The following is a 17632-nucleotide window of genomic DNA, read 5'->3' as shown; positions in this document are numbered from 1 at the left end:
ATAAATAAATATATGTGTAAATTTGCATTTACTAAGAACGTAGTCCTACGAGAACTATGTTAATTTATCCTTTCTATCCTTGAATATCATTTGATGCAAAACAATCCGCTATTTGAGAATCCATACACTATTTCACCTTGCCAATCGACATAATAACATATAAAAAAAGATGTAAACAAAAATTCTTACTTTCGTGTAGTTTTTCCATATCAATAATCCAGGTGCCAGTCGAAACGACACTGACACCTGAATAAATAACAGTAGTGACAATTAACAGATTACAACAATCAGATCATTCACCCAGATTTTCAAAAATGTTACCTTCCTGAATATTATCCGCTTTCATTTCATCCTGATAATATTCCCGGGCTAGAGTTGCATACTTTTTATACATTTTCTGAACCGTTTCTATTTCATCCCCCTGAATGACCGGAGTACGGGCTTTGCCGGTTTTTGAAACAAATTCCAGTTCCCAATCTCCCAGTTGACTATAGAATTCATTGGCACGAAAGGCTTCACGGCCATGGGTCATAGGAAGACCTTTTTCCGAATAATCCTTTCCCATATCCAGATGCTCCTGCAGCATAGCGTAAAACATTTCCCAACGTTTCAGGTAATAACAATCGATCAGACCTGACCATTCGCGCCACGAATAATCAAAGATCAGCGGATCACCGTCAGCTCCCCAAATAGTCACCAGTGCTGTGGCATCTTTTTCAAGCAAGTCTTTTTCTTCACCGGTAGTTCCCCAGCTACGAGCGTCAGTCAACCATTTATCAAAATTGAACTCCGGACGCGTACGCAACAAGATATCTGCATCACGAAGCATTTCCAGAAAACGGCTGCTATGCAGAGCGAAAGCAGCTTTATCCTTCTTTTCAAAAGCTTCGGCCGCTTTTTTATGAATAGCCTGACCCAGATTCGACATTAGTTGGCGTTGAATATCGACCACATCAAAACGGTAAGGAGCAGAGGCCTTTAAATTATCGGCATCTTTCAACAATAAACCTTGTGCCCGGATAACCAATAAGGGTGAATACGGAATACCTAATCCCGCATTCGGACCGGATTTTTTCACATTCAGTGCCGGACGAGCAGCAATAATGGAACTACGCTCCGTACCATTTGTCCCGGGGCGGTACGGACCTTCTAACAAATACAACCAGGCCCTATGCGCATTCTCAGAAGTAGCTCCGTAACGCCGCTTTGCGTAGTTGCCTAACCACTCCTCGACATCCACTTCACCGGCATGAAGCGGAATTTCAAAGGCCAAATCATAATAAACCGGATTCTGTTCGATCGACTCCATAAACAAACCGGAACCGCAAACATTGGACGACTTCCGGTTGGCAAGCACATATTGATTGGAAGCCAGCAGACGTAAGTCACCGTGCAGGTTGATACGACCACCGAAGTTGTGTAGATTCCCGGCAACAACCGGATATCCCCAACAAGTATTTTCCTGTCTGCTTCTTCCGCCATTCAGGTCGAGTATCAAAAGATGTTCTTTAGGAACGGCTTTCACGATCGGTTCGCGAAGGCTCCAGGCTTGCATAACCCACATAGCCGAAGGATCGAAATTTTTGAATAATTCGTAGATAGAATTACCTACAGCACTCAGATATTCGGGTGTATCGACCGGCGGTCGGCTTTCATGAAACGGATCGGCAGCATACACGCCATGCGCACCGAACAATCTCTTTTCCTCCTCCAGAAAGTCACGTCCAAAAGCACTGAAAAGCGGATCGGTCGGATCCAACTGTGCAGCACCGGTAAAACCGCACCAAGAAGGTTGCAATTGAATTTTTGCATCCGGATATTTATTTTTCAGTTCACGCGGGACATAACCGGAGAATCCCTGCTGTATGGGTTGCATTCCCAATTCCAATTGCCGATCGATGACTTTTTTCCCTAATTCTACATGGCTGTCAATCCAGGACTTCGGTAACGGACCACCATAACTTTGCAGGTTTTGCATCCACTGCCAGGCGAAATGTCCGGGTCCTGCCAGGAAAGCACGGGCCTCTTCATCGGTAAAGCCATATTTCAATAAAGTATTATACCACACAGCTTCCAGTCCGACAACGGACAATGGCATATTGATGGAGTTCATCGCCATATAGTCCAATTCCCTTTGCCAGCGGTCCCAGTCCCACCAGGCAGCGGTATAGCTGACAGTACAGTAATTCATGTACACTCTGTATTTTCCATTGATCGTATTTTTTATTTCTTTTTCAGGGAGAGGCAACTGTTCCGGTAAATCCAGCTGGTCACCAAACCAGGAAACATGCGCATTGCAGGTATATTTCAGATATTGATTGTAGGCTGTAGCCAAAGAAACGGTATTATTACCCCGAAGAAGCACTTTTCCATCTACGGATGTTATTTCATATGCGTCCTGTCCGTCGACAGGTTCGATCAGTTCCAGTTTGAACTGTTTTCCATATCCGGGTGTAACACGCTCGATCAAATCGTAAGCCGCCCGGATCTGCGGGTCTTTCGTACATCCAATACAGAATATTGTAAGAATAAATAATGCTATTTTTAGTTTCATTTCGTATATCTTGTTTGTTATTTATTAGTATCAAATACTCGTAATTTAGAATAAACTATCTCCAAACATACCAATGGTATGCACAATAACACATTCCGAACGTATTATCTGCATACCATCAGTTCATAATCACCTTTCAGTTACTATTCCGCAATCGGGACATGATAGACCGTTGCACTCGCTTCAAAAGTATCCAGTGAACCATGAGGTTGATAAACAGAAAGCACAGCAAATTCATCACCTGCTTTCAGGTTCGACAGGACGGTTTCTGACATATCATTCTCCACTTTCTTCTCAATCGTCTTCGGATCAGACGGCTCGGTATTATCCGTATAAGTGATCATAGTATACGATAAAGTCTCGCTCTCGATCGAACTCCAGGTCAACTTAACGCTATTACCTTCCTGAGCTACTATCGTTCTGATTTCCCTGTTTCGCAAAGTAGAAACATATCTGGAACCATAAATATCCGCTGTTTTTTCTACGTTCAACGATTTATGACCTTCATCATCTTTTGTCACAAATTTGAAAATATAGCTATTCTCAGGCAAATTCAAACTTGTTTCCATCCGCATAATACCTGATTGAGTACGATTGACTTCTACAACAGCAGAATCTCCCCCGTCATTCCAGTAAATTACAGTTTTAGTAATACGAGGATCCGCATTGATCATCCAGGTAAATTTAATACGCTCATTTCCGGGATACGCTTCCAATGAATCTACAACGCCTGTATAGATTTCTTCCCCCCATTTCAGATACTCTTCATGTACATCATTGATATTTTCACAGCTGCTCAATCCTATGATGATACAAATAAACCCTGCAATGTTTTTTATTATACTTTTCATTCTGATTCTCATTTTAATAGTTTATCGATCATTACCCCAGAAAGTCAATTCAGCAATATGCAAATAGGCAGCTCCCGACCATGTACTTTTCACGACAAAACGCAGATAACGTACTTTTTTCAGGTCCAAAGGTGCAGAATACTCGAATCCCTTAGAAGCATACTCCGCATCTTCATTGGTGACAGTTCCGTCTCCGGAAGGTTTCAAGGTGACATAATCGCCCACTTGTACCCAATCATTCTTCCACTCTTCCGTCCAATATTCATCCCCCATTCCTTCTTTATAAGTATCGGTAGCCCATACTTCAAATGTTTTGGGGTTGTAATGTTTATAGAACCAGGACGTACCGTCACGATGATACAGCTTAAAGCGACTCAATTTTGCATCGACACCCAAATCCAGTGTGAAATAGATTGGTATAGAGCCATCTTTTTCCGTTGTATGCCACATACTCGAAAGGCTATTATCAAACATTTTTTCGAATGTATAATTTGTATTCAGGTTCGTACTATTATCCTTTGGCAAAACAAGCCGTTTATGCTTGCTCTTATCCAACTGCATTTCATAATACGGAGAAACCTCCTGTTGAATGGTATCAGAAACATTTCCCCACTTATCAGTCAGATATAATGCAAACACTCGTTTGACATCATCATAACCTCTAAATGAATAGTCACCTTCTTTCATATTCGAATAATATGTTTCGCCATCTTCCAATTCTCCTTTGCTGTTTGTAGCCATTATAGTTAAACCAATCTCCGAGCCCAAACCATTGTTCCAGGTGGCATTGACACCGCCAAAGTCTGCCTGCAATTTAACAGAGCTCAATATAAGATCGACTATCGGTGTCGACGGATTGATGGTCACCACGTACGGTTCGGAAACATTCTCACTATGATCGACGACATATAATGTGATATCTAATGGATCCGTTGTACCCAGACCTTCAATTTCCAAACTGTTTTTATAGATGGAAGACCTCACCACATGCTCCCGGTTATTTACATAATAAACACCCTTCACATACGAAATATCGGTTTCTTTAGGTATTGTATACGATATCTTAGCTCCACCGGGTGTACTTTCTACCTCCACCGCCGTGATCGTCGACGGAGCTGTACCATCCGTTGGAGTTTGTCCGATATGATCTTCCGCACATGATGAGATCAATACCAACAAAAAAAATGAATATATTAACTGTTTCATAATGTTCTCTTTTATTATTTCTACATATTACTCCCAGCCAGGATTCTGTACCAGATTCGAATTAATAGTTATAGAATTCGTTTTGATCGGCCATAGATAATCTTTAGTCTTAAATATACGGTTTGCATAAGTCACCACCGTATAATAAGAGTCGGCCGTTTCCCCTTGATAATTCCAGCCTCTAACCGGTTGGTTCAAATAATCCATAGCTTCTTTCCAACGGCGCAAATCAGCGGAACGTACACCTTCACAAGCCAGTTCGTTCAGACGCTCCTGATGAATGATCTCCCGCATCCCCTCCTGCGTATTCGGTTTATTAGCCAGTTTGGATTTCTTCCAGGATTCGACAACACCTTTTAGTCCGGCCCGTTCCCGAACTTTGTCGGTATATGCATAAACGTCTGCCACAGGAGTAGAGTTTGCCTCATTCAAGGCCTCGGCATATAAAAGATAGAGATCGGACATACGGACTAGCGGGAATGAATAGCGAACGCCGTTGTAAGTATTGGAAGCTGTCCCTGCCGTTGTTTCATAATTGATCAACTTTTTAATAAAGTAGCCGGTCGGAATATGTTCACCCGTACTTCTGAATCCGGATATCTCACTCTTGCGGGCATGTAAATACCACTTATCATTATCCGTGATTTTACCGGCACCTTCAAAAACAGATCTGTCAAATCCCAGGGTCGCATAAAAACGAGGTTCCCGGTTAAAATGAAGTTTGGCTGTCACCTCACCCGGTTCCAGATAAAACTTATCCTTATCCGTAACTTTCTGCGTATCATATCTATTTTCGTAGTCCCATGAAGGGTCCTCATCGATAGGAATACCATTTTCGGTATAAAATTGTTCTGCAATCTTCAGAGTAGCACATATTTCATTTGTACCGTTCCCCAAATTGTTTACGACCAGGTGAGGCATACAAAGTTTTTGTAAAGCCCCCACATCATGCGTCGATCCCCAAACAACCTCTTTATTCCATTTTTCAGAAAAGGCAGAACGAAGTGTCAACTTTAATGCAGTTGTATCAGATATAGAAGTGGTCGGTCTAAAAGTATGCAATTGATGTCCTGCCAGCTCACAGGTATCTATCGCATTTTTTAGTGCAGTTGCCGCACGTTGCCATTTCTCTACTTTAAATTCAGTATCAACCAGTTTCCGTCCCTGATTATCTACAAAATGTATATAATCCGCATTCCCGTTGAATAACGGGCTGGCAGCCCAGACTAAAGCTTTTGCTTTTATTGCAACCGCTATAGGCTGCGTGATACGTCCGGCTTCATTTGTCTTATCAGCAATTTCAAGCGGAAGATCGGGGATAGCTTCATTTATCAAATTCACAATATATTCTACAACATCATCCACCGGCTCCCGGTATACACGAACATCTTCCGGAGAAGCCGAAACCGGTAAATTCTTATCAATGATCGGAACAGGTCCGTATAAAGTCATTAAATAGTAATGATAGTAGGCTTTCAGGAACTTAACTTCCGAAATCCAGCGGCTCCTTTCATACTCCTCCATATCATGCACCCGGTCAATATTTTCCAGAAAAATATTGCAGTCGCGTATTGCCACAAATAATTTCTTCCCGTTTTGTTCGCCATCCCAATAGTTGAGATACGGGTTATTGGCATTCTGACTACCTTTAGCAATATAAGTCACCGGATTGGTAACCCAGTTAGGTTGATCAATATCCCACCATATCTCATCTCCGGTCATCAGCTCCGTACTATTCCAAATATCCGTCGGATTCGGAAGATAACTGTAACAAGTAAAGAAGAAACGTTCTGCTGCCGCCCTGTTATTAAACGATTTCTCTATTGTAGCAATATCATCCGGCACAATATCCAGATAATCTGCACATGAGGTAGAGAAAAAGGTCAATGCAATTATGATCAATCTCGAAAAGTATTTCATAATATTCTGATTTATAAGTTAATATTGACTCCAAAATTAAAGACACGCTGTAACGGGTAATTAAAAGCATTGCCAGCCAGCTCAGGATCCCACATTTTAAATTTCGACCAGACACAAAGGTTGTTGCCGGTCACATAAAGCCTCACATTAGCCAGACTTATCGTTTTTACCCATTTTTGAGGCAAAGAATAACCTACTTCCACAGTTTTTAAACGAATGAATGCACCGTCCCGCATAAACCAGGTACTGGCCTGCTCATTATTTTTGACCTGACTAGCCGATAACCTGGGCCACAAAGCGTAAATATTCTTATTGTCTTCAGACCAATGATCATCTGCATAATATTGTAACAAGGCTCTCGGAGCAGTATTTCCTACAAACGGAGCTGTTTTTGCAGGATCAATCCAGAAAGAAGAACGAGCCGACCCCTGGAAGAAACAAGAGAAATCAAGACCTTTATAACCGGCAGAAAGTCCGAAACCATAATTTATTTCCGGTGTTTTCGGAAAACCGATGGGCACCTTGTCGCGATCGTCGATGATCTGGTCGCCGTTAATATCCTTGTACTTGATATCACCGGCTCCGTAATCGCCGAAAGTTTGTTTAGGTGAATTCTTTACTTCTTCTTCGTCCAGGAATAAACGTTCCGCAACCAACCCCCATGTCTGGGATATTTTCTTTCCTTTACGCGACAGCCAAGGTGTATCACTGTAATCGGGTTCTTCATATTCCACATATTCACTACTTGCGTAAGTAAAATTTCCGCGCATAGATACCCATAAATCTTTTGAGAAAGAATGATTATAGTCAAGGGAAATATCTATACCTCCCCCTTTGGCTTTACCAACATTAGCCTGCGGAGTGGCTTGCAATCCCATTGTAGTCGGAATATATGAACGTTCCTGTAGAATATTCGAACGATGTTCCGTAAAATAATCCACCTGCAACTCCAAACTATTCCACAAATTCAACTCAAGTCCCAGGTTCATTTTCTTTCCTATTTCCCAGGTAATGAAAGGATCTTCATAACGAGATATGGAAACACCATTTCTGGTATAATTAAAATATTCGCCGAAAGTAAAACCTTTCCCCGAATCGTTTGCGTTTACTTGGGAAAGATAGAAGAAACGGTCTTTATTCTCTCCGATCTGGTCGTTACCGACCAATCCGTATGTAGCCTTCAACTTTAGTTTACTTAACCACTTGGAATAAGGCTTCATAAAAGACTCATTGGATACTATCCACCCTAAACCGATAGAAGGGAAAAAACCGAAGCGTTCATTCTTAGCAAACCGTTCGGAACCATTGTAACCGAAGTTACCCTCCACAAAATAACGGCTATCGTATCCGTAAGTAAAACGTCCGGCCAATCCTATGTTACGATGCGGAAGAGCCAACTGCAATGTCTCTGCATTACTGTCCACATAATCGCGCATTGTATAAACCAACATTCCGGAAACATTATGCTTATCATTAAATTCCCTCTGATAAGCAAGCGCACCTTCAAAATACAAGGTACTGGTTACCTCCCTGGCTCCGGTTGCAAACTCCAGATATTCTGTACCTCCATCCGGATTCAAGGCTGTCAATTTATATAAGTCCGGACTGTCCGGATTGGCAGAATAGGAATAATAAAACGGTTTATATGAATTTGAATTACCCAGTTTAGAATATCGGTTCACATTAAACAAAGCTCTTGCCGATAATCCCTCTGTAATAAAATCAAGTTTCTGCTTTGCCTCAAATTGAGCTAACATGGTCGAACGGCTATATTCCTGATAGCCTTTAACCATATCGGCATAAGGATTCGAATAATTTCCTTCCCCATAATTACCGAAAAGAATATGAGAAGTATATTTATTAGCTTCGTCAGCCGGATAATAAGGTTGGAACAATACAGGACTGGCATTTAACGCTTTCTCATATAAAGACGAACCACCGTCCAGCGGACCGGAATAATCATCAAAAGCTCCATGCAGACGGACAATGATTTCAGTCGATTTTGTCAGGTCTATATTAATGTTTGAACGTAATATATATTTATTGATACTGATATTATTATTAAAATTATTACGTTTATCCATCTGAATGATACCATTGTCCTTATTATAAGCTGCTGCAACATAATAACGGGCAATTTTACCACCACCGCTAATACTCATGTTGTAACGCTGATTGAACGTGTGATTGTTGAACAACATATCACGCCAATCGATGGCCGGGTATTGGAGAGGATTTAATCCTTTTTCCGTATTTACTATTTTTGATGTAGAGTAAGGTAATGCAGCCAACGGGTCACGTGTACGCACAGCTTCATTGTGCATACGCATGTAAGTGACCGGATCGGCAATTCCTACTTGTTCTGTCGGAGAAGAGAACGAACCTTCTGCCCGAACGGAAATACTGACTTTTCCCTCTTTTCCTTCCTTGGTACTGACAAGAATCACACCATTCGCACCACGCGCTCCGTAAAGAGCAGTTGCATTCGCGTCCTTCATAATAGAGAAGCTGGCAATATCATCGGTTGTCAAACGGGCCAAGTCCTCTGTCGTCATTTCCACACCATCAATCAGGATCAACGGATTCGACTTTCCGGTACCAAAGGTCGTCACACCACGAATGAAGAAGTCCGAATTATCTTCTCCGGGTTCCCCCGTACGCTGATAAGAGATCATACCGGCAATACGCCCGGAAAAAGCATTTGTCAAGTTACTGGAAGGAACTTTCAAGTCAGAAGGTTTAACCGTTGAAACGGAAGCAATCACACTTTCTTTTTTCTGTTTGGCAAAAGCAACCACCGTAACTTCTTCCAATTCATCCACCTTCGCTTTCAAAGTGACAATCAATTCTTTCTTACTTGCCACAGGGATCGTCTGAGGTTCCATTCCCAAATAAGAGAATATCAGCTTGTCCGAACTTTTTACATCTATACTAAAAGTTCCGTCGATATCCGTCGTGACACCACGAGGAGATCCTTCTACCACAATGGCCACACCTGGTAACGGTTCTCCCGTTTCATCCACTACTTTTCCCGTCACACTTTTTTGCTGTTGCGGAGTCGATGCAGGAACTGGCAGAGATTTCTCTTCTTTCTTTTTTAATACAACCTGACGATCTTTGATATCGTATGTCACTGAAGTATCTTTCAGCAACTTATTTAATACAGACTCAATAGATTCATCTTTGACGGAAACATTTACCTTGCGGTTCGTATCCAACACTTTTTCGTAAAAAAGGAATACAAACTCGCTGTTCTGCTCTATATAATTAAAAACGTCTTGTATTGTTTTTTTCTCAAAATGGAAAGTAAACTGTTTTATCTGAGCATAATTCGATACCGAAGCAGCATCAAGATTCAACGAAATTGTCAAAAAAAGATTAACAAAGAAGAGGATTTTTATTTTTTTTATCATCCACTTCATTTTAAATGTATTATAATTCATATCTTTGTGATTTAAGGATTTAACCTGTATGCAAATTGGTTCAATCTAATCATCCGGGTAGTACCGCTAATACTATCCGGATTTTTTATTTTTATCTTTTTATCATCTCATAGGCTTATTAATTTTAAGGTTGAACAAATTGTATTATCTCTCTCATTTTACATCTATATAATATTCTCCGTCTGTTTTATTCCAACGAATTGGAGCCGATGAAGAGATCAGCACGATCAGGTCGTCCAATGATTGTTTCAGATCAATTTTCCCCTTCATCTTCAGCAAACCGGCATCAGGAGAAACGTGAATTGAAATCCCATAAAAGCGTTCTAACTTTTTAAAGACTTTAGACAATGGCTCGGACTGCAAAACCAACAATCCATTCGTCCATGCAATATAGTCTGAAGCATCAACTTTTTTTATCTCCCCTATTTTCCCTTGATTGACCGCAACCAACTGATCCGGCCTTAATTCTATCCTGTTTTTATGCTGGTCGGACAAACGGACCGATCCTTCAATCAACACGACCTCGTGATCCGAATCCCCCTTGTATGCGTTCACATTAAAGATTGTGCCTAAAACTTTTACATCGAAAGACGCTGTTTTAACAATGAACGGAACATTTTCATTTTTAGTCACATCCAAACAGACCTCTCCTTCAACATATATCTCCCTGCTCTCCGAAGAAAATACACGCGGATATACGACACGACTACCGGAATTTATATGGACAGTCGATCCGTCGGAAAGTGTCAAATGAGTATATTTCCCTTTGGGAACAACGATTTGATTAAACTCTTGCTCTTTATTTTTTGATAGAGTATCCGATTGCTCCATCTGGTTGATAGAAACATTTCCTTTAGGTGAGTAACTCACAGATGCCGTATTCTCTTCGACCATCACTTTTTCTTCCGGAGACAAATAGACCTGAATCTGAGAACTATCCAATGTCGGTTCATCCAATAAGGCGACATAAGCATCCAGAGGATCAGAATCCCTGAGCCACAGATACTCAACCGATAAGAACAAGAGCAAAAGCACAGCGGCTGCAGTAGAAATAATAGAAAGCCGGCGTCTAAACAGAAATCTCTTCTTTCCTTCAATATTCTCCTCTATTCTTTTCCACACCTCGTCTTCGCCTCGTCTCTGTACATTTTCACGGATACGAAGATAAGTCGTCAATCGCTCTGTAACTTTCTGAAATTGTTTATAATCTTTTTCCATTTTTATTGAAATATCATTAGTATAACTGGAAAAAGACTTTTTACTCCTCACTTTTTGAGTAAAAAATTCATTTTTTATTTTCTGTCCCCATTATTTTCCTGAGTTTGGCAACGGAACGGGCGACCAGATTCATACAAGAATGTGTGTTAATATCCAAAGATACAGACATTTCATCCCATGAAAATTCTTTTATATAATAAAGGTAAACTGCATTTTTTTGGTTATCCGACAACTGAGCATAGGCTTTCACTAATAATCTACTTTTTTCAAGATAATCATCTTCCTTTTCAAATAATCTCACCAGTTCAATATCCTCGATCAGAAAATCTATGGTTAAATTCTCTTCCAAACTCACACTTTCCATAACCATATTAGACCTGTCGATCAGGAGGTTTCTCAATGCCCTGTATAAATAAGCTTTTACATATTCAATCGGGGTTAATGAATCAGAAGTAAAAAGCTTGACAAATAAGTCCTGAATACAATCTTTAGACATCTCGTCATCAAAACGAAAAGACAAAGCATAAGCCAATAGTGGAGAATAATAACGTCGGTAAAGTTGTTCAAAAGCTGCTTTATCCTTTTCTATTATCAAAATCCACAATTGTGCATCAGACATTTCAGTATATCTCATTTCCCCCTCCATTAGCTCAGACACAGTTTTTCATGCTCACCCGAAAATAAGTCGGACTTAGTTCTGATAGAACTAAGGTTTTTAGACTGTTTTTAGGCCTGAATAATAAGGAGTTAAGAAAAAGGAAGAGGACGTCTTTTTTTAGTGATGTGGAGCTAACTTGTTTAAAATAAACTATATTTGCGTGTTAGAAAAGGTTTAGTTCTATCAGTACTAAATACTTATTTATAAAAAATAACTCTGCTTTTATAGCAAATTAGTATAAAAGCAGAGCCTTTTTCTATATAAAATTAGTATTATTCTACCGTTTCGCCAAATAATGTAGCAGAAGAAGCACGGGTAATCCGCACCTTCACAAACTGTCCGACTTTATAGTTCTTCTTATCAAAAATAACGACTTTGTTCTGACTGGTACGACCGAACAACTGTTCGCGGGAACGTTTGGAGAAGCCTTCGATCAACACTTCAAATTCTTTTCCGATATCACGCAGATTACTTTCTTCCGACAACTTATTTTGCAGGTCGATCATTCCCTGCAAGCGGCGCACTTTTTCTTCTTCCGATACAGTATCCGGAAGATGTTTGGCTGCATAAGTGCCAGGACGTTCGGAATATTTGAACAGGAAAGCTGCATCATACTTGACTTCACGCATCAATGAAAGCGTTTCCTGATAATCCTCTTCCGTTTCCGAATGGAAGCCGCAAAACAAATCGGTTGCGATAGACGCTTCGGGGACGATGCGGCGGATAGCAGCGATACGGTCCAGATACCATTCGCGGGTATATTTCCGGTTCATCACTTTCAGTATCTTCGAACTTCCCGACTGGGCCGGAAGATGGATATACTTACAGATATTATCATGGGCGGCAATCACACGGAGCGTATCGTCGCTCATATCTTTCGGATGAGATGTCACAAAACGGATACGCATTTCGGGAGCTTCCAAAGCCACACGTTCCAGCAACATCGGGAACGTTACGGTTTCGCCATCCTTCTCAAAAGCATACGAATTCACATTCTGCCCCAACAACGTTGCTTCCTTAAAGCCTTTGTCACGCATATCCCGTATCTCGTTCAGGATACTTTCCACATCCCGGCTACGTTCACGACCGCGGGTATAAGGTACAATGCAATACGTACAAAAATTATTGCATCCGCGCATGATCGACACAAAACCGGAGATATGCACACCCCCCAATTTCAGCGGCATCACATCTTTATAGGTCTCCTGCGTGGAAAGCTCCACATTGATCGCTTTTTCACCATGCTCTACGGCGCCTACCAGGTTCGGCAGGTCCATATAAGAGTCCGGCCCGACAACCAGGTCCGCATGATGCACATTGATCAACTCTTCTTTCACCCGTTCGGCCATACATCCCAATACACCGACAATCAGCGATTTCTTTTTGCGTTTAAGTGACTGGAAATACTGTAGCCTTCCGTAAATTTTCTGTTCCGCATTATCACGCACAGAACAGGTATTCACAAAAACAGCATCCGCTTCTTCAATTTTGTCAGTCATGGCATATCCATCCATTTTCATAATGGAAGCGACTACCTCACTGTCCGCTACATTCATCTGGCACCCGTAGGTTTCGATGAACAACTTTTTCTCCTCAAATCCGGCTGCAGATTTTAAGTCTGCGCCATTTTCCTGATTCGTCATTTTGTCCTTGTTAATAAAATTTAAAATCTTACGTTCTATAAAAATAAACCTCCAAAGGTTTGCACAGTTCAAATTCGACTGCTATATTTGCATACGAAAAACGTAAATTTTTTCATAGTTAAGGTTTTGGTTAAATCGAATAAGGGTGGCTGTGAAGTTACCCTTATTTACTTTTATACTGCTTATATTACTTACCTCTTTCACTATTCAATTATTCTTCTTACATTTGGAGTGCAAAAATAATCAAAGTTATGGATAACTTAGGCGATTGGATCTATATTGTTTTTCTGATAATTGCCGCCGTGAGCGGTTTATTCAGTTCAAAAAACAAAAAAAAGCGCCCGACACAGGTACTCGGACAGCCCGGACATGACACGTTCCCTGAAGAAAATACATCTTCGGGCAAAGGTTTCTGGGAAATTCTGGAAGAAGTAAAAAATGTGTCGCCACAACAACCGGCTCCGGCCAAAGCCACTTCCGGTAAAAAGAATTTGAAAAAAGAGGCGCAGACTCCGAAAACTTTCCTTTCCGCAGAAAAAGAAATCCATCAATCCAAAGTCAGTACGTCCCGCCCTATGGCCTTTCCGTATGAAGAAGAACACACCATGCTGGAAGATATTGAGTTCAATAATATCGAAGAGTTAAGAAAAGCTGTTATTTACTCAGAAATACTTAACCGTAAGTATTGATCTATCTTCTTTTTTAATACCTTTGCAGCCGTTTAGCTGACTAACAAGTATTTATCTAATAAAAAAAATAATATCATGGCTTTAAAATTCATTACAGCTGAAGAAGCTGCTTCGTTCGTACATCACGACGACAATGTGGGATTCAGTGGTTTTACACCTGCCGGATGTCCGAAAGTTGTTCCGGGAGCCATTGCAAAAAAAGCGATGGAGGAACATGAAAAAGGTAATCCTTTCCAGATCGGTATGTTTACCGGCGCTTCTACCGGTGATAAGCTGGACGGCGAACTGGCACGTGCCAACGCTATCAAGTTCCGTACTCCATATCAATCGAACAAAGACCTCCGCGCATTGTTGAATTCTCACGGAGCACAGTATTTCGATATGCACCTTTCCGAACTGGCGCAAGACCTGCGCTACGGTTTCCTGGGAAAAATCGATGTAGCGATCGTTGAAGCAGCCGATGTAACAGAAGACGGTGAAATCGTTCCGACCAGTGGCGTCGGTATCCTGCCGACTATCTGCCGGATGGCTGACCGTATTATTATTGAATTGAACAGCCGCCACCCGAAAGAAATTCGTGGCATGCATGATATTTATGAACCGGCCGATCCTCCTTATCGCCGTGAAATTCCTGTTTATACTCCTTCCGACCGTATCGGTACACCTTATGTAAAGGTAGATCCGGCTAAAATCGTCGGCATTGTTAAAACAGAAGAACCGAACGAAGGTGGTAAGTTCTCTCCGCTGGATGACGTTACAATGGCTATCGGTAAGAATGTTGCCGACTTCCTGGTTAGCGAAATCAAAGCAGGCCGTCTGCCGAAAGAATTCGTTCCCCTGCAGAGTGGTGTAGGCAACGTTGCCAATGCTGTTTTAGGCTGTATGGGAGCTAACGAAGAAATCCCGGCATTTAATGTATATACAGAAGTTATCCAGGATGCTGTTATCAGCCTGATGAAAGAAGGCCGCGTTAAATTCGCCAGTGGTTGCTCTTTATCTGTAAGCAACGAAGTGATCCGCGAAATTTATGCGAACCTCGATTTCTTCAAGGATAAAATCCTTCTTCGTCCGCAGGAAATTTCCAACAACCCGGAAGTTGCCCGCCGTTTAGGTCTGATCGCTATCAACACTGCATTGGAAGCCGACATCTTCGGTAACATCAACTCTACCCACGTATCAGGAACAAGAATGATGAACGGTATCGGTGGTTCAGGCGACTTTACCCGTTCAGCTATGCTGTCTATCTTCACGACTCCTTCTACAGCCAAAGAAGGTAAGATCAGTGCTTTCGTTCCGATGGTTTCTCACCTGGATCATAGCGAACACTCTGTAAAGATCATCATCACAGAATACGGTGTAGCCGACCTGCGTGGTAAATCGCCGATCGAACGTGCAAACTGTATCATTGACAATTGCGTCCATCCGGATTACAAGCCGTTATTGAGAGAATATCTGGCAATGGGTGTAAAAGGTCACACTCCGCAGAACCTGAAATGTTGCTTCGCTTTCCACGAAGAACTGGCAGCAAGCGGTGACATGCACAATGTAGACTGGAGCAAATACAACAAGTAATTATCACATATTAATAGCACGCAGAACAATGAATAATCTGTCTGCGTGCTATTCTTTTCCCGCCTTTTATTTCTTTTTGACACAAAACAGACCTTTATAAGAACACTACTATTTCTCTTTTTCTTCCTTCCAGACAAACTTCGAATACAAATATTAACACATTCTCTAAAAAACATCTACCTTTCATCTCGTTTTAAATAAAATGTAAGTTCGTTTTAAACGAAAAAAAATTCCTTTTAAATAAAATGGGGGACCATTTAAAGAGATATTTTTGTTAATTATAGTAAAAACACCTATTAAAAGTAACCATATCCAGACCCTAAAGTATGCTTTTTAGCAGTTTTCATCTTCTATTTCACCACTGAAACAGATATAAATATAAACATCACAATATCACCATAAGGAATAAATATATAACACATTGAAAAACCCAAACCACAAATAAAAGCCAACCGACACAATAACCAGTCAATCAGCAACACAACGACCTCCGACAACTTCTATTAAAACGCATTTGATTCAATAGACTTGATAAAGGACACAGAGGGGACAACCATAGGATAGGTGAATTGTCATTTTGATATATTTCCAATAAATCAAAACTGAATAGTATCCTAAACAAGATTTTATTAGTAAAATAATAAAGAGTATATCTATTTGTCAGCACGAAACTTTTTCTGTAACTTCCCGACGTTTCCTTAGAACTATGAGACAGTGAACCATAAAACGATTAATAACATGAAACTTGTGAAACTTTTTTTACTGGTAGTTGTGGTATTTTGTTCATTTAGTCATGAAAAAATATTGACAATCGACTTACCGTCACATACTCCCAAACAGACGGCTCAGATGAGTAAATTATTCCGCAAAGTGAAATATATTCCTTTAGAAACAACAGATGAATGCTTACTTTCTTATATTCATGTGCAGAAGATACAAGATTATATACTTGCATGGGATTACAATAGTTGTTGCTTGTTTAGTGCTAAAGACGGAAAATTCATACGGAAAATAGGACATAAAGGTGACGATCCGGAAGCTGTATATTCATTTTATGAAAATTTTCATAATCCATACGATGGACTCCTTTATTTTTTAGGTGTAAACGGAGTGTGGGTAAAGTACAGTTTAGACGGCAAATATGCAGGAAAAATGAAAGTCCCATTATCGGCCGATGTCTCCCCTCAAATAATAAGACCTTTAGATTCAAAGACCTTTTTCTCTTTTTTTGCGAATAGAAGTGGACGAGAAAAAAAAAGAATAGTTCTATTTGATTATAATGGAAATATTATAAAAGAATATCCCAATCATCATTTTGTTGAGACAAAAAAATACATTCTTGATACGAATGATGGTCTTATTTATAAATATAAAGATAATCTCTATTTTAAAGAAATGTTTATTGATACGGTTTATCAGGTTAGTAATAATCCGTTGAAAGCAAAGTATATGTTAAACATAACATCTCGCTCTGTACCGTATAAAGAACGTTATGACAGACATAGGGAAGCGATATCTCCTATTTTTATATATGAAAACGATGCGAACATAGCATTTGATTATTATATGAGTGAAAGATATCAACTGTGTATCTATAATAAACAGACAAAGGAAAGCTCTTACTATTTGTGTGAAAAAGGATTAGTTGATGACATCAATGGTTTTATGCCTGTCCGAATATCTACCACCTGTGATGACGGAACTTGTCTAGGGGTTTTGAATGCAGAAGAGATTTGCGATTATATAGAGAAAAATGAAGTATCGCCAAACTCTAATCTCAGTTTTATCAAATCAATTTCACCAGATGATAATCCGGTGGTTGTATTTATGGAAAACTAACGTATTCAAATAAACATATAGCAGAATTGAAAATTTAAG

At 40.3% G+C, this 17632-nt stretch carries 11 protein-coding genes; 3 read left to right on the top strand and 8 right to left on the bottom strand.

The features are described from left to right. Nucleotides 1-292: 292 nt before the first annotated feature. The 8 genes from IEY67_RS21295 to miaB all read right to left on the bottom strand — a co-directional run bounded on the left by IEY67_RS21295 (nt 293) and on the right by miaB (nt 13493). Entirely contained in the window at nt 293-2554 is a 2262-nt protein-coding gene (locus tag IEY67_RS21295) for an alpha-N-acetylglucosaminidase (RefSeq protein ID WP_183672317.1), read from the bottom strand. Nucleotides 2555-2697: 143 nt separating this feature from the next. Continuing rightward, on the bottom strand, nt 2698-3405 hold the full coding sequence (locus IEY67_RS21290; protein WP_183672316.1) for a DUF4998 domain-containing protein: 708 nt from the start codon (nt 3403-3405) through the stop codon (nt 2698-2700). A gap of 21 nt (nt 3406-3426) precedes the next feature. Further along, nucleotides 3427-4611, bottom strand: coding sequence for a DUF5000 domain-containing lipoprotein (locus IEY67_RS21285; protein WP_183672315.1), 1185 nt, complete (start codon nt 4609-4611; stop codon nt 3427-3429). Nucleotides 4612-4638: 27 nt separating this feature from the next. Next, nucleotides 4639-6531, bottom strand: coding sequence for a RagB/SusD family nutrient uptake outer membrane protein (locus IEY67_RS21280; protein ID WP_183672314.1), 1893 nt, complete (start codon nt 6529-6531; stop codon nt 4639-4641). Between the two features lie 11 nt (nt 6532-6542). Beyond that, a complete protein-coding gene (locus IEY67_RS21275) occupies nt 6543-9974 on the bottom strand; it encodes a TonB-dependent receptor (RefSeq protein ID WP_122375444.1) in 3432 nt (1143 codons plus the stop codon). A 153-nt stretch (nt 9975-10127) separates the two neighbouring features. Further along, nucleotides 10128-11192 carry a FecR family protein gene (locus IEY67_RS21270; RefSeq protein WP_183672313.1) on the bottom strand — a complete coding sequence of 355 codons (1065 nt, stop codon included), beginning with the start codon at nt 11190-11192 and terminating at the stop codon, nt 10128-10130. Nucleotides 11193-11259: 67 nt separating this feature from the next. Further along, nucleotides 11260-11826 (bottom strand): RNA polymerase sigma factor, encoded by a 567-nt coding sequence (locus IEY67_RS21265; RefSeq protein WP_229801161.1) that lies wholly within the window; start codon nt 11824-11826, stop codon nt 11260-11262. 296 nt (nt 11827-12122) lie between these two features. Further along, entirely contained in the window at nt 12123-13493 is a 1371-nt protein-coding gene (gene miaB / locus IEY67_RS21260) for a tRNA (N6-isopentenyl adenosine(37)-C2)-methylthiotransferase MiaB (protein ID WP_183672312.1), read from the bottom strand. Nucleotides 13494-13744: 251 nt separating this feature from the next. Between miaB and IEY67_RS21255 the strand changes: the two genes are divergently transcribed. The 3 genes from IEY67_RS21255 to IEY67_RS21245 all read left to right on the top strand — a co-directional run bounded on the left by IEY67_RS21255 (nt 13745) and on the right by IEY67_RS21245 (nt 17593). Continuing rightward, nucleotides 13745-14182 carry a hypothetical protein gene (locus IEY67_RS21255; protein ID WP_183672311.1) on the top strand — a complete coding sequence of 146 codons (438 nt, stop codon included), beginning with the start codon at nt 13745-13747 and terminating at the stop codon, nt 14180-14182. Between the two features lie 75 nt (nt 14183-14257). Next, entirely contained in the window at nt 14258-15754 is a 1497-nt protein-coding gene (locus tag IEY67_RS21250) for a butyryl-CoA:acetate CoA transferase (protein ID WP_122354203.1), read from the top strand. A 738-nt stretch (nt 15755-16492) separates the two neighbouring features. Continuing rightward, nucleotides 16493-17593 carry a DUF4934 domain-containing protein gene (locus tag IEY67_RS21245; RefSeq protein ID WP_183672310.1) on the top strand — a complete coding sequence of 367 codons (1101 nt, stop codon included), beginning with the start codon at nt 16493-16495 and terminating at the stop codon, nt 17591-17593. Nucleotides 17594-17632: the final 39 nt, after the last annotated feature.

This window comes from Parabacteroides faecis (genome assembly GCF_014647375.1).
In the GTDB taxonomy this organism is placed as follows: Bacteria; Bacteroidota; Bacteroidia; order Bacteroidales; family Tannerellaceae; genus Parabacteroides; species Parabacteroides faecis.
This window is presented reverse-complemented; position numbering and strand designations above follow the sequence as displayed.